Annotated in this window: 24 protein-coding genes; 16 read left to right on the top strand and 8 right to left on the bottom strand. The window is 71.2% G+C overall.

Going from position 1 to position 22564, the window contains the following annotated elements; all coding sequences use genetic code 11:
* Positions 1–11 precede the first annotated feature (11 nt).
* Positions 12–614 (bottom strand): TetR/AcrR family transcriptional regulator, encoded by a 603-nt coding sequence (locus ABD932_RS20680; protein ID WP_345014876.1) that lies wholly within the window; start codon positions 612–614, stop codon positions 12–14.
* A gap of 222 nt (positions 615–836) precedes the next feature.
* On the opposite strand from ABD932_RS20680, the gene ABD932_RS20675 reads away from it, so the two are divergent.
* From ABD932_RS20675 to ABD932_RS20635, 9 genes are all read left to right on the top strand, one after another.
* Positions 837–1745, top strand: coding sequence for an alpha/beta hydrolase family protein (locus tag ABD932_RS20675; RefSeq protein WP_345014874.1), 909 nt, complete (start codon positions 837–839; stop codon positions 1743–1745).
* 154 nt (positions 1746–1899) lie between these two features.
* Positions 1900–3069, top strand: coding sequence for an alpha/beta hydrolase (locus ABD932_RS20670; protein ID WP_345014872.1), 1170 nt, complete (start codon positions 1900–1902; stop codon positions 3067–3069).
* A 151-nt stretch (positions 3070–3220) separates the two neighbouring features.
* Entirely contained in the window at positions 3221–4408 is a 1188-nt protein-coding gene (locus ABD932_RS20665; RefSeq protein ID WP_345015393.1) for an acyltransferase family protein, read from the top strand.
* Positions 4409–4418: 10 nt separating this feature from the next.
* Positions 4419–5891: a sensor histidine kinase gene (locus ABD932_RS20660; RefSeq protein WP_345014870.1), complete on the top strand. Its 1473-nt coding sequence runs from the start codon at positions 4419–4421 to the stop codon at positions 5889–5891.
* Positions 5888–6562 (top strand): response regulator, encoded by a 675-nt coding sequence (locus ABD932_RS20655; protein WP_345014868.1) that lies wholly within the window; start codon positions 5888–5890, stop codon positions 6560–6562. Before ABD932_RS20660 ends, ABD932_RS20655 begins: the two co-directional genes overlap by 4 nt.
* A gap of 193 nt (positions 6563–6755) precedes the next feature.
* A complete protein-coding gene (locus tag ABD932_RS20650) occupies positions 6756–8096 on the top strand; it encodes a sensor histidine kinase (RefSeq protein WP_345014866.1) in 1341 nt (446 codons plus the stop codon).
* Positions 8093–8758: a response regulator gene (locus tag ABD932_RS20645; RefSeq protein WP_345014864.1), complete on the top strand. Its 666-nt coding sequence runs from the start codon at positions 8093–8095 to the stop codon at positions 8756–8758. Before ABD932_RS20650 ends, ABD932_RS20645 begins: the two co-directional genes overlap by 4 nt.
* A gap of 43 nt (positions 8759–8801) precedes the next feature.
* Positions 8802–9236 (top strand): VOC family protein, encoded by a 435-nt coding sequence (locus ABD932_RS20640; RefSeq protein WP_345014862.1) that lies wholly within the window; start codon positions 8802–8804, stop codon positions 9234–9236.
* Between the two features lie 86 nt (positions 9237–9322).
* Positions 9323–10540, top strand: coding sequence for a cytochrome P450 (locus tag ABD932_RS20635; RefSeq protein WP_345014860.1), 1218 nt, complete (start codon positions 9323–9325; stop codon positions 10538–10540).
* Here ABD932_RS20635 and ABD932_RS20630 read toward each other — a convergent pair.
* The 3 genes from ABD932_RS20630 to ABD932_RS20620 form a co-directional block, all read right to left on the bottom strand.
* Complete coding sequence (locus tag ABD932_RS20630) at positions 10523–10759, bottom strand: hypothetical protein (protein ID WP_345014858.1); 237 nt, start codon at positions 10757–10759, stop codon at positions 10523–10525. The genes ABD932_RS20635 and ABD932_RS20630 overlap by 18 nt on opposite strands.
* Before the next feature lie 298 nt (positions 10760–11057).
* Positions 11058–12662, bottom strand: coding sequence for an ABC transporter permease (locus ABD932_RS20625; protein ID WP_345014856.1), 1605 nt, complete (start codon positions 12660–12662; stop codon positions 11058–11060).
* The gene (locus ABD932_RS20620; RefSeq protein WP_345014854.1) at positions 12659–13585 is read right to left on the bottom strand and encodes an ABC transporter ATP-binding protein; all 927 of its coding nucleotides are present in this window, start codon (positions 13583–13585) and stop codon (positions 12659–12661) included. Before ABD932_RS20620 ends, ABD932_RS20625 begins: the two co-directional genes overlap by 4 nt.
* A 73-nt stretch (positions 13586–13658) precedes the next feature.
* Here ABD932_RS20620 and ABD932_RS20615 point away from each other — a divergent pair, with 73 nt between their 5' ends.
* The gene (locus ABD932_RS20615; protein WP_345014852.1) at positions 13659–14156 is read left to right on the top strand and encodes a GbsR/MarR family transcriptional regulator; all 498 of its coding nucleotides are present in this window, start codon (positions 13659–13661) and stop codon (positions 14154–14156) included.
* A 22-nt stretch (positions 14157–14178) separates the two neighbouring features.
* Here the strand turns inward: ABD932_RS20615 and ABD932_RS20610 are convergent, their stop codons facing one another.
* Positions 14179–14592, bottom strand: coding sequence for a DUF6086 family protein (locus ABD932_RS20610; RefSeq protein ID WP_345014850.1), 414 nt, complete (start codon positions 14590–14592; stop codon positions 14179–14181).
* 63 nt (positions 14593–14655) lie between these two features.
* Positions 14656–15558, bottom strand: a complete 903-nt coding sequence (locus tag ABD932_RS20605; RefSeq protein WP_345014848.1) for a diacylglycerol kinase family protein — start codon at positions 15556–15558, stop codon at positions 14656–14658.
* Between the two features lie 197 nt (positions 15559–15755).
* On the opposite strand from ABD932_RS20605, the gene ABD932_RS20600 reads away from it, so the two are divergent.
* From ABD932_RS20600 to ABD932_RS20575, 6 genes are all read left to right on the top strand, one after another.
* On the top strand, positions 15756–17039 hold the full coding sequence (locus ABD932_RS20600; RefSeq protein WP_345014846.1) for an adenylosuccinate synthase: 1284 nt from the start codon (positions 15756–15758) through the stop codon (positions 17037–17039).
* 187 nt (positions 17040–17226) lie between these two features.
* Complete coding sequence (locus ABD932_RS20595) at positions 17227–18279, top strand: helix-turn-helix domain-containing protein (protein ID WP_345014844.1); 1053 nt, start codon at positions 17227–17229, stop codon at positions 18277–18279.
* Positions 18280–18359: 80 nt separating this feature from the next.
* A complete protein-coding gene (locus ABD932_RS20590; protein ID WP_345014842.1) occupies positions 18360–18533 on the top strand; it encodes a hypothetical protein in 174 nt (57 codons plus the stop codon).
* Between the two features lies 1 nt (position 18534).
* Complete coding sequence (locus tag ABD932_RS20585) at positions 18535–19533, top strand: peptidoglycan-binding protein (protein WP_345014841.1); 999 nt, start codon at positions 18535–18537, stop codon at positions 19531–19533.
* A gap of 191 nt (positions 19534–19724) precedes the next feature.
* Complete coding sequence (locus ABD932_RS20580; RefSeq protein WP_345014839.1) at positions 19725–20387, top strand: hypothetical protein; 663 nt, start codon at positions 19725–19727, stop codon at positions 20385–20387.
* 205 nt (positions 20388–20592) lie between these two features.
* Complete coding sequence (locus ABD932_RS20575) at positions 20593–21495, top strand: esterase/lipase family protein (protein ID WP_345014837.1); 903 nt, start codon at positions 20593–20595, stop codon at positions 21493–21495.
* Here ABD932_RS20575 and ABD932_RS20570 read toward each other — a convergent pair.
* Together ABD932_RS20570 and ABD932_RS20565 are read right to left on the bottom strand one after the other, a co-directional pair.
* Entirely contained in the window at positions 21456–21680 is a 225-nt protein-coding gene (locus tag ABD932_RS20570) for a DUF397 domain-containing protein (protein ID WP_345014835.1), read from the bottom strand. The genes ABD932_RS20575 and ABD932_RS20570 overlap by 40 nt on opposite strands.
* Positions 21677–22513 carry a Scr1 family TA system antitoxin-like transcriptional regulator gene (locus ABD932_RS20565; RefSeq protein ID WP_345014833.1) on the bottom strand — a complete coding sequence of 279 codons (837 nt, stop codon included), beginning with the start codon at positions 22511–22513 and terminating at the stop codon, positions 21677–21679. Before ABD932_RS20565 ends, ABD932_RS20570 begins: the two co-directional genes overlap by 4 nt.
* Between the last annotated feature and the right edge of the window lie 51 nt (positions 22514–22564).

The raw sequence follows: 22564 nt of genomic DNA, 5'->3' as shown, positions 1-22564 counted from the left end.
CAGGTCGCTTTCTAGGTGACGTACGCCCCCGCCACGGCAGCCGCATGCGCGGCCCGCGCGGCACGCTCCGCGGCGGGGGCGTCCGGGACCACCCCGGTCGTCAGCAACTGGTAGTAGAGGGGCGCCGACACCGCCCGTACGACCGCCTCCGCATCCGTACCGGCGGGCAACTCGCCTCTGGCGACGCCCTGTTCCACGCACGGCGCCCACTCCGCCACCCGCACCTCGTAGAACCGCCGAAGCGCGCCCGCCGTACGTTCGTCGCACGTCGCCGCGGCGATGACGGCACGGAACAGCGCGCCCTGCCGGGGATCCGCCAGAGTCCGCCGCACCAGCGCCGCGTTGGCCCGCAGATCCCCCAGCACGGACCCGGTCTCCTCGCGCGGCGACGACTGCTCGGCCATGTCGGCGAGCAGGTCGGCCACCAGTCCCGTCACCGAGCCCCACCGCCGGTAGACGGTCGTCTTGCCGACCTCCGCGCGGCGGGCGACGTCCGCGAGGTCGAGGCCGTCGAAACCCTGCTCCGCCAGCACGTCCCCGGCCGCCCGCAGCACGGCCGCACGGACCCGCGCGGTGCGCCCTCCGGGACGTACGGTGCCGGGTTCGGCGGGCATATCGGCCTCCTTGTGCGCATACGATCTGCGGTGCGATCGCCGGTGCGATCAGCCCTGCCAGCGTAACGAAACAGCAGAACCGTTTAACCCTCACCGAGCGTGACATCCGCGTGTCGACGCACGTCACCCGCCTGGTACCGTCCCCGCCAACGGCCGAATCCCCACTCTGGTCCGTCACCCCCGCCGCCATCCAAATCCCCTACGTCGCTGAGAGGTTGGAGCATGCCGGACAACGTCGCAGCAGCCCGGGCCGCCGCAGAAGAGGAGTCGGCCTTCTCGCACCCGCCCGTCGACCCCGACGCCATCGCCACGTACGGCGACCATCCCGACCAGGTGATCGACTTCTACGCGCCACGCGGCGAGGCCGGTCCGGGCGGCCCGGCCCCGCTGGTCGTCCTGCTGCACGGCGGGGCGTGGCGGGCGCCGTACGACCGACGGCATGTCACGCCGTTCGCGGACTTTCTGGCGCGGCGGGGGTTTGCCGTGGCCAATGTGGAGTATCGGCGGGGGGCGGAGGTCGCGGACGGGGTGGACGCCGCGGGGCGCGGTACGGAGCGGGTGGGTGCGGTCGCCGGTCGCTGGCCGGAGACCTTCGACGACGTCGCCGCCGCGCTGGACGCGCTGCCCGCGCTGGCGCGGGAGGTACTCCCGCAGGCCGATCCGCGCCGGACCGTGCTCACCGGCCACTCGGCCGGCGGCCACCTGGCTCTGTGGGCCGCGGCCCGCCATGTCCTCCCCGCGGACGCGCCCTGGCGCGTCGACCGCCCCGCGCCCCTGCGGGGTGTGGTCGCCCTGGCCCCGATCGCCGACTTCACGGTCGCCGACAAGCTGGACGTGTGCGGGGGTGCCGCACGGCAACTCCTGGGCGGTGTCGAGGAGTTCGCCGAGCGCCGGCCGTACGCCGACCCGGCGCTCCTGCTTCCGACCGGCATCGCGACGACCCTCGTCCAGGGCCGCACGGACGACGTCGTTCCGCACGCCGTCGCCGAGTCGTACGCGGACGCGGCGGCGAAGGCGGGGGAGGTCGTCGGACTGACGTTGCTGGAGGACGTCGGGCACTTTCCGCTGATCGATCCGGCGGCGGACGCGTGTGCGGTGGTGGTGGAGGAGATCGCGCAGTTGGCGTGGTGAGCCGTCCCCTGCCTGCCCTGGCCCTCTGATACCCGTAATACCTGAGAGCTACGTCGCAGGTGAGCTCCCTGGCGTGACGCGGACGACGAGTCCGGATCCGTAGTTTCCCCACCAGACAGCCCGATGGCCGGGCGGACTGGAAGGGACGACGACCATGGGGCGTACGACGGGGGCGGCCGAGGCGAGCGCGCCGGCCGAGGCGAGCGCGCCGGCCGAGGCGAGCACGCCGGCCGAGGCGAGCACGCCGGCCGAGGCGAGCACGCCGGCCGAGGCGCAGGACCTGGAGGTGGCGCAGGGGCCAGGCGAACAACCGAGGAAGACCCGCGCACGCGAGTCCCCGCGTACCCACGGCTGGCGCCGAGCGCTCCTCGCCACCCTCATCACCGGCGCCGTGGTCGCCCCGCTGTCCGGCGCCGCGCGCCCCGAGACACCCGCCCCGGCCCCGGCCGCCGTCACCGCTGCGGTGACGGCGGCGACGCTGGATCAGACGTACGCGGCCAACCGTGCCAACGCCGCCGAGGCGTCCCGCATGGCCGAGGCCCACGGCAACGGTGAACGGGCCGCCGCGGACCGTGCGATGGCCGACCCGTCCCGCCACTTCCTCACCTTCGACGGCCGCGGCCCCGGCCTCGCGACGGAGGTCTTCGGCGACCTGGCCCACGCCGACCGCGTCGCGGTCCTCGTCCCGGGCTCCGACACGTCCATCGACACCTACGACCGCTTCCGCGACGCCGCCCGCGCCCTGCACGAACGGCTCACCCGGGAGGCCCCGCAGGGCACCCGCACCGCAGTCGTGGCCTGGCTCGGCTACGAAACCCCGGCCACGGTCGGCACCACGGTCGCGACGGCGGGCCGAGCGGAGGAAGCGGCCCCGCAACTGCGGGAGTTCATACGGCAGTTGCGCGCGCTCACGGACGCCGAGCCGACCGGCTCGGCCCACCGCAAGCCCCACATCTCCCTCCTCTGCCACTCCTACGGCTCGGTGGTCTGCGGCCGTGCGGCCTCCCACCTGGACGTGGACGACATCGCGCTGGTCGGCAGCCCCGGCACCGGCGCGGACACCGCCGCGGGCCTGCGCACCCCGGCCCGCGTCTGGGCGGCCCGCGGCGGTGACGACTGGGTCGCGGAGGTCCCGCACATCAGGCTCGACCTGTTCGGCACCACCGTCGGCTTCGGTACCGACCCGGTGTCCCCGTCCTTCGGCGCCCGGGTCTTCGCGGCGGGCGACGGCGGCCACAGCGACTACTTCAGGCCGGGCTCGACGTCCCTGGCCAACCTGACCCGCATCGTCCTGGGCGAGACCTCGGAGGTGACTCATGGCTGAGTCGATGTCTGCGTCTGTGCCTGTGCCTGTGCCGGCATCGGCATCGGCGCCTGCGCCTGCGTCTGAGTCCGCATCGTCGGCGTCCGCGTCGAAGCCCGAGCCCTCCGCCGACCCCGGTACCGCACGTCATCCGCGCGGGGCATGGAAGGGCATACGTGAGGGCGCCGCCCGTGTCGATGCCGCCACCCCCGCCGAGCGGGACCGCGCGGTCGACGCCCTGCGTGCCTTCGCCATTCTCGGCGTGGTCCTCGGCCACTGGCTGGTCACGGCCCTGGTGGCGGACGGCGACGGAGTGGGCCTGCACACGGCGAGCCCGCTCCAGCACATGCCCTGGCTGGCCCCGATCTCCTGGATCTTCCAGACCCTCGCGGTGTTCTTCCTGGTCGGCGGCCATGTGGCAACGCGCGGCTACGCGTCGGCCCGAGCGCGCGGCACGACGTACGGACAGTGGCTGAGGTCCCGTCTGTCCCGCCTGTTCAAACCGGTGGCGGCCGTCCTCACCCTGTGGACGGTGGCGTCGGTCCTGCTGCTCGTCTCAGGCACGGACACCGCCACGATCCACACGCTGCTCAAACTGGCCCTGTCCCCGCTGTGGTTCCTCCTGGTCTTCGCGGCACTGACGGCGGCGACTCCTCTCCTGCGGCGCCTGCACCCCCTCTGGCCCCTGGCCGTCGTCCTCCATGTGGATCTCCTCCGCTTCGGATTCGGCGCCCCCGACCGGCTCGGCTGGGTGAATGTGGCGGCCGGCTGGCTGGTGCCGTACACCTTGGGCGCGGCCTGGACCCGGGGCGAGCTGGAGCGCCGTCGTGCGGGCTGGATCCTGATGGCGGGCGGCGCGGTCTCGACGGCCGCGCTGGTCGCCTGGGCGGGCTACCCGGCGTCGATGGTCGGCGTCCCGGGTGCCGGAATCTCCAACCTCAACCCGCCTACGCTGGCCGCGGTCACCTTCGGCCTGGCCCAGTGCGGGCTGGCCCTGCTGCTGCGTGAGCCACTGCGCGGCGCGATGCGGCGTCCCCTGGCCTGGGCGGCGGTGGCCGTCGTCAACCTCTCCGCGATGACGATCTTCCTCTGGCACCAGACGGCCCTGATGGCGACCACGGCCACGCTTCTGCCGACCGGCCACCTGGCCGGCCTGCACACCGTCCCCGACCACCTCGGCTGGGTCGCGGCACGCCTGGCCTGGCTCCCGGTCCTCGCGCTGGCCCTCGCGGTCTGCTGGGCTGCCTTTCGCGTCTACGAGCAGGGCGGCAGGAGCGGCCGGAGGCGGGGCCGCTCGCGGATCGTCCGGGCGCACCGCCCGTCGGATCGGGCGGCGGCGACAGGCGTCCGGCGTGCCTAAGGTGGACGGCGTGACGGAAACGGGGATCCAGCGCCCGCTCGCGGGCCGAGTACGGCGCTGGCTGCGGGTGTTGCACGACGACCTGTGCACCGTCCGGGCGGATCCGCTGCCCCCGTCCACCTGGCTGCGCTGGTTGCCGCACGGCGTGCTGTGCCTGGTCGCGCTCGGCGTCACCTTGGGGGCTGTGGGGCAGCTGGACGACAACGGCGGGGCGAGCCTGCAGGTCGCCTTCGCCATCGGGCTCGCGCAGGGCGGCGCGGTGGTCCTCGCGTTGTGGCGGCCGGTACCGGGGTGGTGGCTCTCGATGGGGGCCATGGTGGCGGGTGCCGTCGAGGTGCGCCGCCATCTGCTGGCCGGTGTCGTGCACGACTTCACCTGGCCCTGGACCTCGGCCGGGATCATCGGGCAGATGGCCGTGCTGCTGCTGCTCGCCCTGAGGGTGCGCACCCGGGTGTCGGTCGAGACGCTGGCCCTGACCGTGCTCGTCACCTACATCATCCAGGGGGTGTGGGGCGCGGGCGGCTACGTGCCCACCGGGGTGCTCGCGGTCATCCTGTCCGCGGTCGTCGTGGTCCTCGGCGTCGCCCTGCGCGGCCGTCGCGAGGCCCGCGCGGAACTCGTCGAACAGACCACGCTCACCGCCGAGGAGCGCGCCCGGCGCACTCTGCTGGAAGAGCGCAGCCGCATCGCGCGCGAGCTGCACGACGTGGTCGCCCACCACATGTCCGTCATCTCGATCCAGGCCCAGGTCGCCCCGCATCTCGTCGAGAACCCGCCCGACGAGCTGAAGGAGAACCTCGACGGCATCCGGCAGAACGCGCTGGAGGCACTGACCGAGCTGCGCCGGGTGCTCGGCGTCCTGCGCTCCGAGCATCCCGACGGCGCGGACGCGCTCGACGAGCCCGGCACCGGAGCCGCCCCGCACACCCCGCAACCCACCCTCGACCGGCTCGACGCGCTCGTCGACAACACCCGCGCCGCGGGCCTGGACGTGATCGTCGAGGTCAAGGGCGAGCGGAAACCGCTGCCGCCCGGCGTCGAGCTGTCGGCGTACCGGATCGTGCAGGAGGCGCTGAGCAACGCACTGCGCCACGCGCCGGGCGCGACCGCCCGCGTCGGCCTCAGGCACACGCCCTTCGGGCTTAGTGTGCAGGTCGTCAACTCGCGCCCGACGCACCCGGCACCGCCGTCGCCCGGCGTCGGCCACGGGCTGCTCGGCATGCGGGAGCGAGTCGCGATGCTCGACGGCTCCATGACGGCGCACCCCCTGCCGGACGGCGGCTTCAAGGTGATGGCGTTCCTCCCGGCGACTCCGGACGCCACAGCCCTGGATGCCACAGCCCTGGACGCCACAGTCCCGGATGCCACGGCCGCGGACTCCACAGGCCCGGACCCCGCAGCCCCGTACCCCGACGTCCACGTCTCCGACGCCTCGGATCGCGCTGCCCGCACCGCCGACGACCCCAAGAAGGACACCGCATGACGAGCAGCTCCATCCGTGTACTCATCGCCGACGACCAGCAGATGGTCCGGCAGGGATTCACCGTGCTGCTCAACACCAAGCCCGACATCGACGTGATCGGCCAGGCGGTCGACGGCCTGGACGCGGTGGCGCAGGTCGCCGAACTCGCCCCCGACGTCGTCCTGATGGACATCCGCATGCCCGAGCTCGGCGGCATCGAGGCCACGCGCCGCATCACCACCGCGACACCGCACATCAAGGTGCTGGTCCTGACCACCTTCGACCTCGACGAGTACGTGTACGAGGCCCTGCGAGCCGGCGCCTCGGGCTTCCTCCTCAAGGACGCCTCCGCGGACCAACTGGCCGAAGCGGTACGGGTGGTGGCGGCCGGCGACGCGCTGCTCGCGCCCGGCATCACCCGCCGGCTGATCTCCGAGTTCTCCCGCCTGGACAACCGGCCCCGCGCCCCGCTCAAGGACCGCGTCGGCGACCTGACCGAACGCGAGACGGAGGTGCTCGCCCTGATCGCCCAGGGGTTGTCGAACGCGGAGATCGCCGAACGCCTCGTCGTGGCCGAGCAGACCGTGAAGACCCACGTGGGCCGCATCCTGGTGAAGCTGGGCCTGCGGGACCGGACACAGGCGGCGGTGTTCGCGTACGAGTCGGGACTGGTCCGGCCCTCCGGGTACTGAGGCACGGCCTCTGGGTACTGAGGCACGGCCTCCCGGTTGAGGCACGGCCTCCCGGTACCGAGGCACGGCCGACGGCCGGCGTGGCCATGGGCGGTGTGACCTGCACGGCTACCCGTAGTACCTGAGAGGGACCTGCGGGAACCCCTCTCACTGGGGACGACCGCGACACCGCCCTGCGCCTACCGTTCTGTACGTGACCGAGACGACTCACATGCAGACGCCGCCACCGGGGGACGGGGCCAAGCCCCGCAGCCCGGAGTACCGGCTGGCCGCGAACGCCCTGCACGGGCTGCGGCAGGATCTGTTCCACGACGCCTTCGCCTACCGTCCGCTGGCCCGCATGCGGGTCGACGGCCCGCTGACCCGGCGGCTCCCCCGCCTCCTGCGCGAATACGCGGCCTGGGCACCGCATGCCGTGATCTCCACGGCTGCCTTGTTCGCGCTGCTCATGGCCGCGGTCGACAACGAAGGCGCGGCCGTGCTGCTCGGCCCGCTCGCCGTGCTCCCGATCCTGCTGACCATGCTCCGGCCGGTCGGAGCGTTCTGGCTGTCTATGGCGGCCACCCCGGTCAGCCAGGTCTTCGGCAGCACCATGGACGGCTATCCCTGGCTGCCCGCCAGCTTCGTCTGTCATCTGACCGTGCTGACGGTCGTGGCCATACGCACCAGGCCGCGCACGGCCGGGTACATGTGGGCCATCACCACGGCGTACGCCTTCGTGGTGGACGTGGTCTTCGGCCCTGGTTACTACTACCCCGACGACACCGCCCCCATGGTGGTCTTCTCCGCGCTGATCCTGCTCGTCGTCGCCGTCTGGCACACCCGCAAGGAGGCCAAGCAGGAGGTCACCGCCCAGCAGACGGTGACCGCGCAGGAGCGTTCTCGGCGCGCCCTGCTGGAGGAGCGCACGACGATCGCCCGCGAGTTGCACGACGTGGTGGCCCACCACATGTCGGTCGTCGCCATCCAGGCGGAGGCCGCGCCCTACCGGGTGGAGAACCCGCCGCCGGAGCTGGAGCGCGCCTTCGCCACCATCCGGGAGAACGCGGTGGCGGCCCTCACCGAACTGCGCCGCGTCCTGGGCGTCGTCCGCGCCGAGGACTACGAGGCCCCGGACGCCCCGCAGCCCACCCTCGCCGACCTGGACGGCCTGCTGGCGAACGTGCGGGACGCGGGGCTGGCCGTCGAGAAGGCGGTGACCGGCGCGGTGCGCGAGCTGCCGCCCGGGGTGGAGCTGTCGGCGTACCGGATCGTGCAGGAGGCGCTGAGCAACAGCCTTCGGCACGCGCCCGGCGCGAGCGCCCGCGTCGAGATCGGGTATGTGCTCGGTGGCCTGGGCCTGCGCATAGTCAACGGCCCGCCGCCCGCGCCCGCCCTGGTGAAACCCTCACCCGGCGCAGGGCACGGCATCACCGGTATGCGGGAGCGCGTCTCCATGCTGAACGGCGAGATGACGGCGGGCCGGACGGATGACGGCGGCTACGAGGTGGCGGTGTTCCTGCCGGTCACCACGATCACAGAGGACGGCTCATGAGCATCCGCGTGCTGATCGCGGACGACCAGATGATGGTGCGCGAGGGCTTCTCGGTCCTGCTGAACGCGATGCCGGACATCGAGGTCGTCGGCGAGGCGGTCAACGGACGCGAGGCGGTGGAGCGGGTCCGCGAGCTCACCCCGGACGTCGTGCTGATGGACATCCGCATGCCGGAGCTGAACGGCATCGAGGCGACCCGGGAGATCGTGGCGGCCGACGGCGCGGCGAAGGTGCTGGTGCTGACCACCTTCGACCTCGACGAGTACGTGTACCAGGCGCTGCGCGCGGGAGCCTCGGGCTTCCTGCTGAAGGACGCCTCGGCGCGCCAGCTCGCCGACGGTGTGCGGGTGGTGGCGGCCGGCGAGGCGCTGCTCGCCCCCTCGGTCACCCGGCGGCTGATCACGGAGTTCTCGAAGCTGTCCGACTCCCCGCGCCTGATGTCCTCCGCGCACGCGGCGTACGGGGAGCTGACCGAGCGCGAGACGGAGGTGCTGGTGCTGATCGCCCAGGGCCTGTCGAACGCGGAGATGGCCGAGCGTCTGGTGGTCGCCGAGTCGACGATCAAGACCCACGTCAGCCGCATCCTGGTGAAGCTGGGCCTGCGGGACCGCACCCAGGCGGCGGTGTTCGCCTACGAGGCCCGGCTGGTCACGCCGGGCTGACAGCCTGACGTGGCGGGAGCCTCGGTGGACGTACGGTGAGGGCATGGAACAGCGCATCACTCTGATCACGCTGGGAGTCTCCGATCTGGCCCGGTCCAAGGCGTTCTACGAGGCCTTGGGCTGGCGGGGGCAGGAGGTCGAGGAGACCGTGTTCTTCCAGGCGGGCGGCCTGGGGCTGGTTCTGTGGGGCCGGGAGAAGCTGGCGCGGGACTGCGGTCTGGAGCCGGGGCGGGCCGGCGGTTTCGGCGGGATCGTCCTCGCGCACAACGTCCGGTCCGAGGCGGAGGTCGACGCGCTCCTCGCGGCCGTGGAACGGGCGGGCGGGACCGTCACCAAGCCGGCGGCGGTCAACGCCATCGGCTTCTACTCCAGCGCGTTCGTCGACCCCGACGGCCACGCCTGGGAGGTCGCCCACAACCCCGGATTCCCGCTCGCCGAGGACGGCTCGGTCACGCTTCCGGACTTCGGCGCGGCCTAGGAACAGGGACACGAGGGGCCGGAACCGGGACGGGACAGGTCCTGGACCCCTGGTCAGGGAGGGGGACGGCGTTCTAACGTCCGTGCATGGCAGCTCCTTCCGACCTCGCTTTCGACCCGTGGGACCCGGCGTTCCTGGCCGACCCGTACCCCGCGTACGCCGAGCTGCGTGCCCGGGGCCGGGTGCACTACTTCGAGCCGACGAACCAGTGGTTGGTGCCGCACCACGCGGACGTCTCGGCACTGCTGCGGGAGCGCAGGCTGGGCCGGACGTATCAGCACCGCTTCTCGCACGAGGACTTCGGCCGGACCCCGCCCCCGGCGGAGCACGAGCCGTTCCACGTCCTCAACGACCACGGGATGCTCGACCTGGAGCCGCCGGACCACACTCGGATCCGGCGTCTGGTGTCGAAGGCGTTCACGCCGCGGACGGTGGAGCAGCTGAAGCCGTATGTGCGGGACCTGGCGGGCGAGCTGGTGTCCGGTCTGGTCGAGGCGGGCGGCGGTGACCTGCTGACCGACGTCGCGGAGCCACTGCCGGTCGCGGTGATCGCCGAGATGCTGGGCATTCCGGAGGCGGACCGGGCGCAGTTGCGGCCCTGGTCGGCGGACATCTGCGGGATGTACGAGCTGAACCCGTCGCAGGAGACGGCGGCCAAGGCGGTCCGGGCCTCGGTCGAGTTCTCGGAGTACCTCCAGGAACTGATCGCCGCCCGCCGCAAGGAGCCCGGCGAGGACCTGATCTCGGGTCTGATCGCGGCGCACGACGAGGGCGACCGGCTCACCGAGCAGGAGATGATCTCGACGGCCGTCCTGCTCCTCAACGCCGGCCACGAGGCCACGGTGAATGCCACGGTCAACGGCTGGTGGGCGCTGTTCCGCAACCCCGGCCAGCTGGCCGCCCTGCGCGCCGACCACTCCCTGGTCCCGTCCGCGATCGAGGAGCTGATGCGCTACGACACCCCGCTCCAGCTCTTCGAACGCTGGGTCCTGGACGAGATCGAGATCGACGGCACGACGATCCCCCGCGGTGCGGAGATCGCCATGCTCTTCGGCTCCGCGAACCATGACCCGCAGGTCTTCGAGGCCCCGGACAAGCTGGACCTCACCCGCAAGGAGAACCCGCACATCTCCTTCAGCGCGGGCATCCACTACTGCATCGGCGCACCGCTGGCCCGTATCGAGCTGGCGGCATCGATGACGGCGCTGCTGGAGCAGGCACCGACACTGAGGCCGGCCGCCGAGCCGGAGCGCAAGCCGAACTTCGTGATCCGGGGTCTGGAGGGGCTAGCGGTCGAGGTCTGAGCGGCGGGGGTGGGCGCGGCGCCGGCCGGCCAGGACGGCGACGACCGCGCAGGCCAGGGCCGGGAGGGCGGCTCCGGCGAGGGCGACGAGGGGCATTTCGGTGATGAGCACCGTGTAGTCGGTGCCCTCGCCCTCGAAGCCGCCGCCCATGTGGCGCCGGGTGCGGGCCGAGGAGGCCCAGGCGTAGGTGGCCACCGCCGCGCCCGCTGCCGACAGCACGCAGCCCCCACACGCCGGCGCGTTCCGCCGCTCCCGTGGATCTCGCTGGTCCATGACCGCAGGGACGCGGCAGACGCCTTCCCGGTTCGCCCTCTGGTGGGCGGGCTCCTTCTCGGGCACTGAGGGCGATCACTGATGGTGCTTCAGTTCTCGGGGTCGCTCCAAGTGGAAGCCCTGCGGCCCCTCCAGCTCACCGGCCCCTCCGCGCGGGCACCGCGTGTCCTTCGACCGGTTCACGGCCGTTGAGGAGGCCCCGGACAGGATCGCCCGAGGCCCTCACACATCGGTCGAGCCACCGTCAGGTCGTCATGTCGCGCCGCCGCAACCCTGCCAGCCCGACGGCCACCAGCACCCCCGCCAGCCCCAGCAGCGCCGGCACCGGCCCCCACTCCATCTCCCCACCCGGCAGCTTCGGCAGATGCCCGAACGGCGACAGATCCAGCACCGCCTGCGGGACGTCCAGCGCGGGGCCGACCCAGCCGATCAGCAGCACCGCCCCGGCCACACCCCACGCCGCCGTCGCGGCGCGCGGCAGCACCCCGTACAGCAGCACCGCCAGCCCTCCGACGACCCACACCGCCGGGAGCTGGACCATGCAGGCGCCCAGGATCGGGCCGACCTCCTTGCCGTGGCCGACGGCGAAGCCGAGGCCGGCGAGGAGCATGATCAGACCGGCACCGGCGAAGGCGATCACCAGATGGCCGGAGGCCCAGCGCAGGCGGCTCACCGCGCCCGCCAGGATCGGCTCGGCCCGCATCGAGGTCTCCTCGCCGTGCAGCCGCAGGACCGAACCCACCACGTACAAGGCGGCGATCAGGCCCAGCATGCCGACCATCGACGCCAGGAACGCGTCCGTCAGCCCCGCCTGGCCGCCCATGCGCTCGAAGATCTCCCGAGCGTTGTCGTTGTCGCCGACCAGGTCGGCCACCCCGTCGGTCAGCCCGCCGTAGACGACGCCCGCGAGGAAGAAGCCGATGCTCCAGCCGAGCACGCTGCCCCGCTGCAGCCGCCAGGCGAGCGCGCCCGCCGTGCCGAGGCGGCCCAGGGCGGGCCCCGGCCGGGTGGGCAGGAAGCTCATCCCCACGTCCCGGCGCCCGGCGAGTTCGTACGCCACCATGCCCTGCACCAGAGCCGCCCCCGCGAACAGCAGCAGCACCCACCACCTCTCCTCCGCGAAGGACCGCAGGTTCTCCAGCCAGCCCAGCGGTGACACCCACGTCAGCGCCGACGAACCGTCGTCCGACGCCGAGTCGCCCGCCGCCCGCAGCACGAACGCGGCGCCCAGCAGCCCCGCCGTCAGTCCTCGCGCCGGCCGGGCGCTCTCCGTGAACTGGGCGACGATCGCCGCCAGCGTGGCGAACACCATGCCGACCCCGGCCAGGCCCAGCCCGAAGGCCAGCGCCCCGGAGACGCCCTGCCCGGCCAGTCCGGCCGTCACCAGCAGGGCCAGTACGGCGTTCGCGACGGCCGCCGTCAGCAGCGCGGCCGTCAGCGAGGCCCGGCGTCCCACCATCCCGGACGCCACCAGCTCGTGGCGGCCGCTCTCCTCCTCGTCCCGGGTGTGCCGTACGACGAGGAGCAGGCTCACCACGGCCGCGAGGGCGCCCGCGTAGACGCCGACGCGCCAGGCCGTCAGGGCGCCGATCGAGTCGTCGAAGACGGGGCCGATCAGCGCGCGGAAGGAGGCGTTGCCGGCCGTGTCCCGCAGCAGCCCCGCGCGGTCGGCCGGGGAGTCGTACAGGTTCTCCAGCGTGTTCGGCATGGAGAGGATCATGAGCGCGTTCACGCCCACCCAGACCGGGATCATCAGCCGGTCGCGGCGCAGCGCGAAGCGCAACAGCGTTCCGGTGCCCGCCAGTTGGCGCGAGCCTGCCGGGCGTGCGTCGAAGGCGGTGGCGGTCATCGTGCGGCCACCTCTTCCGGCACGTCGTCCTGGTAGTGCCGCAGGAACAGTTCCTCCAGCGTCGGCGGCGTCGACGTCAGGGAGCGCACGCCGGACTCGCTCAGCGAGCGCAGTACGGCGTCCAGCTTGTCGGTGTCGACCTGGAGGCGGACGCGACGGCCCTGGCCCCGCTCGATCGACTGAACGGCGAGGTCGTGGACGCCCGGCAGACGGGACAGCCCGTTGGGCGCGCCCGCCAGCTCGGCCGTGACGCTCGTGCGGGTCAGATGGCGCAGGTCGGTGAGCGAACCGCTCTCGACCGTACGGCCCTTGCGGATGATGCTGACCCGGTCGCAGAGCTCCTCGACCTCGCTGAGGATGTGCGAGGAGAGCAGGACCGTACGGCCCCTGTCCCGCTCCTCCTCCACGCAGCGCTGGAAGACCTCCTCCATCAGCGGGTCCAGGCCCGAGGTCGGCTCGTCGAGGATCAGCAGGTCCACGTCCGAGGCGAACGCGGCGACGAGGGCGACCTTCTGCCGGTTGCCCTTCGAGTACGTGCGGCCCTTCTTCGTCGGGTCCAGCTCGAACCGCTCGATCAGCTCGGCGCGGCGGTGGGTGTTCAGGCCCCCGCGCAGACGGCCGTAGAGGTCGATGACCTCGCCGCCCGACAGGTTCCGCCACAGCGTCACGTCCCCCGGTACGTAGGCGATCCGGCGGTGCACCTCCACCGCGTCCGCCCAGGGGTCGCGGCCGAGTACCTGCGCGCCGCCCGAGTCGGCGCGAAGCAGGCCGAGCAGGACGCGGATGGTGGTGGACTTGCCGGCGCCGTTGGGGCCGAGGAAGCCGTGGACCTCGCCGGCCTCGACGTCCAGGTCGAGCCCGTCGAGCGCGTGAGTCTTGCCGAACGACTTGTGCAGTCCGGAGACGGTGATGGCCTTCGTCATGCTTCAGAACGTACGCTTCTTTCAGAAATTTGTGAAGTTAAGGAAGCGTATAAAGGCCGGATAGGATGGCGCCATGACGGAAACAGCTGGTGGCGGGCGGGACGCGGAGGCCGTGTCGCAGTTCGTGGAGTCCTTCGCGGCCCAGCTCGTCGAGGCCGGGATGCAGCGCATGGCCGCCCGGGTCTTCGCGGCGCTCCTCGCCTCCGACAAGGGCGTGCTGACCTCCGCCGAGCTGGGCGAACAGCTGCGGATCAGCGCCGCGGCGGTCTCCGGCGCGGTGCGCTACCTGGCCCAGACGCACATGGTCTCCCGCGAACGGGAGCCCGGCTCACGCCGCGAGCGCTACCGGGTGCACGGCGACCAGTGGTACGAGGCCCTGACCAACCGTGAAGCCGTCCTCAAGCGGTGGGAGAGCGCCCTGCGCGAGGGCGTCACCAGCCTTGGCGCCGACACCCCGGCAGGCCGCCGCCTCGCCGAGACGCTCGCCTTCTTCGAGTTCGTCGAGGGCGAGGTCGCGGCCATGATGGAGCGCTGGCGGGTGCACCGCGAGAAGACGTTCGGGCAGGGCTGACCCACGGTCCGCCGCGGCAGGGTCAGACCGGCATACGGCCGGACAGGGCCCCGGCCCACTCACGCAGCGTGGCCCACCAGGCCTCGTGACCGGGCATCGGCACCTGCACGTCCGACCGGCCCTCGTAGCCGGACGGCTCCGGCCACCGCACCTCGATACGGGCACGCTCGGCGAGGACGAGGACGGTGGCGGTGAACCCGCGTGAGAGCGCGTCGATCACATGGTGCGAACTGCTGTCGTGCCAGCGCAGCAGGGTGTTCACGAACGTCTCGAAGGCCGCCGGATCGATCTTGCACTCGTCGTTCTCCATCGGCCCGAACCCCGAGGGAACGCCCAGTTCCTCCTCGTACAGGCGCACATACCGCAGGAACAGCCGGGCCGCCCCGTTGGACGGGTTCCACAGGGTCTCGTCCCCGATGTCGAAGTACTGGCTCATCGCGCCCCCCCATGATCGACGGCCGGTCAGCGTAAACCTGGCCCGCCCCGGGACGCCCGCGATTTACCGCTCACCGCCCGGCAGCACCAGCCGCAGCCCGCCTTCCCCCACGGTCCACGTCCGTCTCCGCAGCGGCCCCGACACCGCCGTGTCCGCCCCGTACCGGAAGTGCGCGCCCGACACCGTCACGGTCCGTCCCTCGGCTCGCAGCGGTGTGGCCTCCGCGCCCACCGACACCGGCCGCACCTCCACCGCGGCCACCCCGGCCACCCCCGGCGTCACCGACACCGCCTCCACCGGCTGGTCGAGGTCCACCAGCGTCGACCCGTCCACCTCGACCCGCAGCCGTGACGGCCCGGAGCCGGACCCGGCTGAGGCGGGGCGCGCCGGCACCAGTGTCCGTACGAGCGACTGGCACGTCCGCAACCACGGCCGCCCGGCACCGGCCCCCGCACCCGGCCCGCCGGCCGGTCCCGCACCGGCGCCCTCCCCGTCGGCACCGTCCGGCGCCAGGGGCTCCCGTACCGGTGGGATGCGCAGCGTGCCCAGCACCACGCCGTCGCTGTCGTCCACGAGCAGATCGAGCCGCCGCTCCACGCCCTCCAGCACGGCCCGGGCCGCCGCCACCGCCCCCGTCGGCACCCCGAGGGACCGGGCCAGCGACAGCGCGCCCCCGACGGGCACCACCGACAGCACGCATTCGGCCAGCTCCCGCTGCCGGTGCAGCAGGGTCACCGTCCGCGTCAGCGTCCGGTCGTCGCCGACGACCACCGGCCGGCGCGACCCGCGCCGCGCCAGTGCCCGGGCGAACTCGTCGGGATCCTCCGGTAGGCACACTTTCGTGGCCGCACCCGCGCTGAGCACGTCTTTCGCGATCCTGACGGACTCCCCGTCCATCATCCGAGCGACCGGATCGATCACCACCAGCAGCTGGTCGGACATCGCGAAAGTCGCCACCTCGGCCATGCCTCGCTTCCTCGGGTAGCATCTTTGTGCAAGAGCCCCTTGCGCTATTGCGCCAGGGGCTTCGTCTATTCCGGGGCCATCCGGTCCGACGGTGCGCGGCCAACGACGGTCGCGGCCGGTCGTGGTACACGCGGCGAGACACCTTACGCGTGCACCCCTGACCTTGGACATGCCCCGCCCGGAAGGGGTGTACGCGCGTGCCCGCACTTGTGCTGCTCGGTGCTCAGTGGGGTGACGAAGGCAAGGGAAAGGCGACGGACCTGCTAGGCGGATCCGTCGACTATGTGGTGCGCTACCAGGGCGGCAACAACGCCGGCCACACGGTAGTCGTGGGTGATCAGAAGTACGCCCTGCACCTGCTCCCTTCCGGAATCCTCTCGCCGGGGTGTACCCCGGTCATCGGCAACGGTGTCGTCGTCGACCCGTCGGTCCTGCTCTCCGAGCTGAGCGGTCTGAACGAGCGTGGCGTCGACACGTCCAAGCTCCTCATCAGCGGAAACGCGCACATCATCACGCCTTACAACGTGACGGTGGACAAGGTGACGGAACGCTTCCTCGGCAAGCGGAAGATCGGCACCACCGGGCGCGGTATCGGCCCGACCTACGCCGACAAGATCAACCGCGTCGGTATCCGCGTCCAGGACCTCTACGACGAGTCGATCCTGACCCAGAAGGTCGAGGCGGCCCTCGACGCCAAGAACCAGATCCTCACCAAGCTCTACAACCGTCGCGCGATCGCCGCCGACCAGGTCGTCGAGGAGCTGCTGGGCTACGCCGAGAAGATCAAGCCGTACGTCGCCGACACGGTCCTGATCCTCAACCAGGCCCTCGAGGACGACAAGGTGGTCCTCTTCGAGGGCGGCCAGGGCACGCTCCTGGACATCGACCACGGGACCTATCCCTTCGTCACGTCGTCCAACCCCACCGCCGGTGGTGCGTGCACGGGCGCGGGCGTCGGCCCCACGAAGATCAGCCGTGTCATCGGCATCCTCAAGGCGTACACGACCCGTGTCGGCTCCGGCCCCTTCCCGACCGAGCTGTTCGACGAGGACGGCGAGGCGCTGCGCCGCATCGGCGGCGAGCGGGGCGTCACCACCGGCCGTGACCGCCGCTGCGGCTGGTTCGACGCGGTCATCGCCCGCTACGCCACCCGCGTCAACGGCCTGACCGACTTCTTCCTCACCAAGCTGGACGTCCTGACCGGCTGGGAGGAGATCCCGGTCTGCGTGGCGTACGAGATCGACGGCAAGCGCGTCGAGGAACTCCCGTACTCCCAGTCCGACTTCCACCACGCCAAGCCGGTCTACGAGATGCTGCCCGGCTGGTCGGAGGACATCTCGAAGGCCAAGTCGTTCTCCGACCTCCCGAAGAACGCGCAGGCATACGTCAAGGCGCTGGAGGAGATGTCCGGCGCTCCGATCTCCGCGATCGGTGTGGGTCCGGGGCGGGACGAGACGATCGAGATCAACTCGTTCCTGTAGGGCAGGGACCTGGTAGGGCAGGGACCTGGTAGGGCAGGGGCCTGGCAGAGCAAGGTCTTGGCAGAGCAAGGCCCTGGTGGAGCAGGGCCCCTGCAGAACCCGGAGCACGAGCGCCCGGCCGGTTCTCCGGCCGGGCGTTTTCGTGCACATCCATCGGACGTTTATGCATTCAAGCAACCCTGGTCCCATGCGTACTCAGTCATTCGGGGGAGGCCCGGCGGCTGCCGCCGGGGGGACGGAGTCAGCGCACCCGGCCGGCCACGGCGTCGTGACGGTCCGGGGCGCCAAGGCGTGGGCAGAGGTGCTGAGCGGGCTGTACGGGCCGGTCGGCGTCCGCCCCGGCCAGGGAGTGCAGGGGCTGCGCGCGACCGTGCGGGCGCGGGAGCTGGGCGTCGTACGGGTGTCCGCGGTGGACTGCCCGGCCGCGGAGGTACGGGGGACGGCCGGGCCGTGCGGGGCGCGCGCGGCCCGGTATCACCTCGTCCTGGTGCCGGGCGGCGAGGCGGTGCTCGACCAGTCGGGGCGCAGCGTGCGGGTCGGGGCCCACGGGCCGGTGCTGCTCGACACGGACCGGCCGTTCCGCCTGCACCTGACCCGACCGCGGAACACGGTGGTCACCGCGCACCTGCCGTGGGCGGAGCGGGACGACCTGGGGCGACTGGTCGCGCGGGAGTTACCGGGCCGTGAGCACCTCGCGGTACTGGCGGCGGAGTTCCTGGCGGGCCTCGCGCGGGACGCGACGCCGTACGGGCCGGTCGGTGAGCTGCGGCTGGGCGCGGTGGTGACCGAGCTGGTGCGGGCGCTGCTCGACCATCGGCCCGGCGACGAGAAGGCCACGGCCGCCGCCCCGGTCCTGCTGCGCCGGATCCAGCTGTACATCCTGGACCACCTCGACGACCGGCGGCTGACGCCGGACCAGGTGGCCGCCGCGCACCACATCTCCACCCGCTATCTGCACCGGCTCTTCCAGGGGCAGGAGCTGACCGTCGCCGCCTGGATCAAGGCCCAGCGGCTGGAGCGGTGCCGACGCGACCTGACCGACCCGGCGCTGCGCCATCTGCCCGTCCACAGCATCGGCGCGCGCTGGGGTTTCGCCCAGCCGGCCGACTTCAGCCGGGCGTTCCGCGCCGCGTACGGCATCACGCCGACGGGTCTGCGCGCGGGTGCGCTCCCTGCACACAAACAGTGCGCGCCACGCCAACGACAGATGTCCGCCACCCCAGCAGACTCAACTACCTGAGGAGAAACGGCAGTTGCCGGGCTCCTCGCAACTCCCGAGCAAATTCCGAGCAGCTTCCGACCGGACTCATGGGGGACAGAGTGACCGAATCCGAAGTGCAGGTGACAGCGGCGGCGGCCGCACCGAGGGCCGTGGAGCCGCGTGGCGGCGCCGGGATCTTCGATGTCGACCCGGACCAGAGCAAGGTGAGCCAGGACCCGAAGGTCGTCGTCAAGGGAGACATCGACGCCTTCCCCGAGAACGGGCAGGTGTGACATGGGGTCCGTGGAGGGGATGCTCGCGCAGATGCGCAAGCTGATCGGCACCGGTGAGAACCCGCCCGGTTCCAACAACAACTTCATCACCGACTGGTACGGCTTCGACGACGCATGGTGCAACATGACCGTCAGCTACGCCGCCGCCAAGTCGGACAACCTCGACGCGATCTTCGGCAAGCACGCGTGGACGGTCGCGCACGCCAAGAAGTTCCAGTCCAAGGGTCGCTGGCACTACGGGGTCGGCGGTATCCGCGCGGGCGACGTCGTGTTCTTCGACTGGGGCGGCAGTCGGTCCATCGACAGGATCGACCACGTCGGCGTGGTCGAGGCCGTGCACTCCAACGGCAAGATCACCACCATCGAGGGCAACACCAGCGACAAGGTGCTGCGCCGCGACCGCTACTCCTCGGAGATCGTGGGCTACGGCCGCCCCGCCTACGGCAACGCCAAGCCGCTGCCGCCCACCGACGGCATCCTGCGCCGGGGCTCCAAGGGCGCGGCGGTGAAGACCCTCCAGGGCAACCTGAACAAGGTCATGGGCTCGAAGCTGGTCGTCGACGGGGACTTCGGCCCCGCCACCGAGTCGGCGGTGAAGGCCTTCCAGAAGAAGTACGGCCTCACGGTCGACGGTGAGTACGGGCCCGCCTCGGACAAGATGATGCAGTCCGCCCTCAAGGGCGGCACCAAGCCGCAGCAGCCGACTCCGCGTCCGCCGGCGGCCGGGAAGCTCGTCGTCGACGGCCAGTTCGGCCCCGCGACCTGTGCCGCGCTCCAGCGTGCGCTGAACTCGCACGGCGCCAAGCTGTCCGTGGACGGTTCCTTCGGGCCGCTCACGAAGAAGGCGCTCCAGAGCTACCTGAAGGTGACCGCGGACGGCGCCATCGGTCCGCAGACGGTCAAGGCCCTCCAGAAGAAGGTGGGCGCGGGCGTCGACGGCCAGTGGGGCCCCGACACCACCCGTCACCTCCAGCTGGCCCTCAACGCGAACAAGTTCTGACACGAGGAGACCGGCCCGGGCCCACCGAAGACGGTGGGCCCGGGCCGCCTGCGCCCCGCCGACGCGGAACGCCGCCAATTTCCCGCCGTCAACAACTTCCCTTTGAAACATGAGAGTTGGGCGTTCACACCGGCAACTGGCGACAACGCCGCCTTCTTGACAGGCGGCAGCCGCGCCGGTGGCCTGAAGAGGTGGACCCCATCGCGTCGGACGACACCGCGCAAATCGTCGCGCTCATACGCGGCGCTCTCGATTTCACGGACTCCGGTTCCAAGAAGTTCGCCTCACCACTGTTCCGCGCCGCCCGCCTCGCCGAGAAGCGGATGTTCGCCGCGCGGAACGACACCGACCGGCTGCGCTACGCATGGCTGCGCGGCACCGCCCTGCACCCGCTCGTGGTCATCTGGGCCCACCTCGGCAAGCCGACGGTCAGCATGGCGCACGCGCAGCCGGCCCTGGCCTCCTACGACCTCGTGCGCCTCAGCGGCTTCGCTCCGCCGAGAGAACTGGTCATCCCGCACATAGGCCTCTCCGAGCAGGCCGTCGAGCAGGCCGAGCACCCTTCCCCGCATCTGCCGGTCCTGGCCCACGCCGACCTGCACGCACGGTTCACCCTGCTCCTGATCCGCCACGCGAAGTACGACGATCCCGGCCGCCCCTACCGCCGGGGCATCAAGCGCCCGGCGCCTCCCGCGCCCTACGCCGGCCTGTGGCTGCCCCGCGAGGTGCTCCAGCGGATGCAGGACATCAACGCGACCGTCGGTGACCTGGATGTCCCGCCGTTCGACAAGTCCCGGATCAACAGTGTCCTGTTCGAGGTCGGGGCGGCGCTGAAGGAACGCCTCGGCGCGTAGTGGCGGGTCTCCGGTTCCGTAATCCGTAATTCCGCTTGGTTCGAAGTTCTGCGTGTGCGGACAGAAACCGACAGCTGGCTGAAAGGTTTTAAAAAGATCTCCCCCCCCCGAAGCAACCTGGCATGAACACGCGCCCTCATTCATGACGAGAAGGACACGGGGAGGACCGCACTGAATTGCGGTCCGCTGCTCATGGGGGAAAGTCTTGTCACAGAACAGACTTGTTCGTGCCCTGGTCGCCACGGCGACCGCGGGAGTCATGGTGGGGATCGCGGCAGGTGAGGCCAGTGCCGCCACTCCGTCCCGTTCCAAGGGCGTGAAGAACGCCGTGTATTTCGTGCACGGCCTCGACGGGAAGCACCTCGAAGTCGGCAATGCCAAGCAGGACTGCAAGGCAGTCTGGGGCAAGGCGATGTCCGACCTCCGTGCGAAGGGCTGGAAGGGAAAGTTCGTCACCTGGGGGTACTACAAGAAGAACGTCAACTGCACCCGTAAGGTGAACGGAAACCTGGATACCCGAATCCAGGAACTCGGTCGCCTGCTCGCCTGGGACATCTACAAGAATTACTCCCGGCACGGAAAGAAGGTCGACGTCGTCGGCCATTCCATGGGCGGCCAGGTAATCCGCGCCGCCATCACCGGCGTGAACAAGTACGGCTCATCGAGCAAGTGGCCGGACTACCTCTATGTCGAGGACGTGGTCACCCTCGGCAGCCCGTTCAAGGGCGCCGGCATAGCGCGGACATGCGCCGCCCAGGGGCACAAGCAGTGCAGCGACCTGAAGCCGGGCAGCAACTTCCTCTCGTGGGCAGGGCAGAACCCGCAGTCCAGGATGAAGACGGACTGGACCCTCATCGGCTCCAGCGACGACGACGCCGTTCACAGCGGCTCCGCCATCGGCATGAAGGCCAAGCACAAGGTCGTCTACTACGTCAACCAGGGGCTTGAGCACAGCAGCATCAAGAGCGCCGGCGGCAACAAGAAGTACAAGTACAAGTGGACCGACGACTACGGCTCGCACTGGATATCGAACACCGATCGGCCCACCAACCAGCGCGCCCCGCTGCGCTACGCGTACGAGGCGCTGAAGGATCCCTCGATCTGGTAGGCCGGTGACGAGATGAAGGCGGCCCAGGCCTTGCCGGAGACGGTGAGGTTTGGGCCGTCGGGGTTCTTGGAGTCGCGGATGTGGATGGTGGTGGCGTGGGGGCAGGGGGCGACTTCGACGCAGGCGCCGCCGCCGCTGTCGCTGTAGCTCGACTTGAACCAGCGAAGGCTTCCGGTGCCGCTCATCGTTCCTCTCCTGCCAACCGCTCGATGAAGGCCAGTGATTCGTCGGGACTCAGGGCCTGTGCTCGGATACTCGCATAGCGGCGCGCGAGATGGGACACCTCGGCCGGATCGTTGATCAGAATGCCCTGGTCCTCGATCTCCATGTAGACGACGTGCTCGTGGTCCCTGGTCTCCACGAGGTGCATGCCGCCCCGGTCGCCCGCGTACGTTCCACGCAGCCCCCGGTCCAGGGGCAGCACCTGCACGAAGACATTGTCCCGCTGGGCGTCCTCGGCGAGCGAACGCAGTTGCCCGCGCATGATGTCCCAACTGCCGAACGGCCGCCGCAGCACGCTTTCTTCGAGGATCAGCTCGATGTGCGGGGCCGGGTCCCGGTCGAAGAGCGCCCGACGGGCCAGCCGGGCACCCACCAGCTCCTCGCGCCTCTGCTCTGATACAGCTGGATAGCCACCGCCGATCAGCGCCCGCGCATAGTCCTCGGTCTGGAACAGGCCGTCGACGACCAGCGTCTCGTACGAGCACAGCGTGACCGCCCCGGCCTCCAGCTCCGAGAACCCCCGGAACCGAGCCGGGTACTTCTCCAGCAGCATCCACTTGCGCGCCTCCTCGAAGACGCCCAGCCCGCCCCCGATCTCCACCTCCAGTCCCACCAGCATCTGATCGCTCGCGGGCTGCGCACACGTCTCCATCGCACTGATCGCCGCTGCCGTGTACCCGAGCTTGTCGCCCAACTGCGGCTGAGTCAGCCCCTGTTGCTCCCGCAACGCCTTCGCCAAGGCCGCGACCAGATGGGCCGTACCGCCTGCCTTCACCTTGTTCTCCGCCCGCGCCATTGCGGCCACCTCCGAACTCAACCGAACTCAACCGGTCACAACTCGCAGGCG

Origin of the sequence: Streptomyces shaanxiensis (assembly GCF_039537145.1) — a bacterium.
GTDB classification, from domain to species: domain Bacteria; phylum Actinomycetota; class Actinomycetes; order Streptomycetales; family Streptomycetaceae; genus Streptomyces; species Streptomyces shaanxiensis.
Note: the sequence above shows the minus strand (reverse complement) of the source record. Positions and strands in the feature narration are given on the sequence as shown.

What these genes read in the sequence shown, in the direction of transcription:
- ABD932_RS20570 (WP_345014835.1), bottom strand. Translation starts at nt 21,680, where the DNA reads ATGAGCGGCACCGGAAGCCTTCGCTGGTTCAAGTCGAGCTACAGCGAC.
- ABD932_RS20585 (WP_345014841.1), top strand. Translation starts at nt 18,535, where the DNA reads ATGGGGTCCGTGGAGGGGATGCTCGCGCAGATGCGCAAGCTGATCGGC.
- ABD932_RS20610 (WP_345014850.1), bottom strand. Translation starts at nt 14,592, where the DNA reads ATGAGCCAGTACTTCGACATCGGGGACGAGACCCTGTGGAACCCGTCC.
- ABD932_RS20675 (WP_345014874.1), top strand. Translation starts at nt 837, where the DNA reads ATGCCGGACAACGTCGCAGCAGCCCGGGCCGCCGCAGAAGAGGAGTCG.
- ABD932_RS20645 (WP_345014864.1), top strand. Translation starts at nt 8,093, where the DNA reads ATGAGCATCCGCGTGCTGATCGCGGACGACCAGATGATGGTGCGCGAG.
- ABD932_RS20680 (WP_345014876.1), bottom strand. Translation starts at nt 614, where the DNA reads ATGCCCGCCGAACCCGGCACCGTACGTCCCGGAGGGCGCACCGCGCGG.
- ABD932_RS20670 (WP_345014872.1), top strand. Translation starts at nt 1,900, where the DNA reads ATGGGGCGTACGACGGGGGCGGCCGAGGCGAGCGCGCCGGCCGAGGCG.
- ABD932_RS20620 (WP_345014854.1), bottom strand. Translation starts at nt 13,585, where the DNA reads ATGACGAAGGCCATCACCGTCTCCGGACTGCACAAGTCGTTCGGCAAG.
- ABD932_RS20635 (WP_345014860.1), top strand. Translation starts at nt 9,323, where the DNA reads ATGGCAGCTCCTTCCGACCTCGCTTTCGACCCGTGGGACCCGGCGTTC.
- ABD932_RS20640 (WP_345014862.1), top strand. Translation starts at nt 8,802, where the DNA reads ATGGAACAGCGCATCACTCTGATCACGCTGGGAGTCTCCGATCTGGCC.
- ABD932_RS20615 (WP_345014852.1), top strand. Translation starts at nt 13,659, where the DNA reads ATGACGGAAACAGCTGGTGGCGGGCGGGACGCGGAGGCCGTGTCGCAG.
- ABD932_RS20605 (WP_345014848.1), bottom strand. Translation starts at nt 15,558, where the DNA reads ATGGCCGAGGTGGCGACTTTCGCGATGTCCGACCAGCTGCTGGTGGTG.
- ABD932_RS20625 (WP_345014856.1), bottom strand. Translation starts at nt 12,662, where the DNA reads ATGACCGCCACCGCCTTCGACGCACGCCCGGCAGGCTCGCGCCAACTG.
- ABD932_RS20655 (WP_345014868.1), top strand. Translation starts at nt 5,888, where the DNA reads ATGACGAGCAGCTCCATCCGTGTACTCATCGCCGACGACCAGCAGATG.
- ABD932_RS20565 (WP_345014833.1), bottom strand. Translation starts at nt 22,513, where the DNA reads ATGGCGCGGGCGGAGAACAAGGTGAAGGCAGGCGGTACGGCCCATCTG.
- ABD932_RS20595 (WP_345014844.1), top strand. Translation starts at nt 17,227, where the DNA reads ATGCGTACTCAGTCATTCGGGGGAGGCCCGGCGGCTGCCGCCGGGGGG.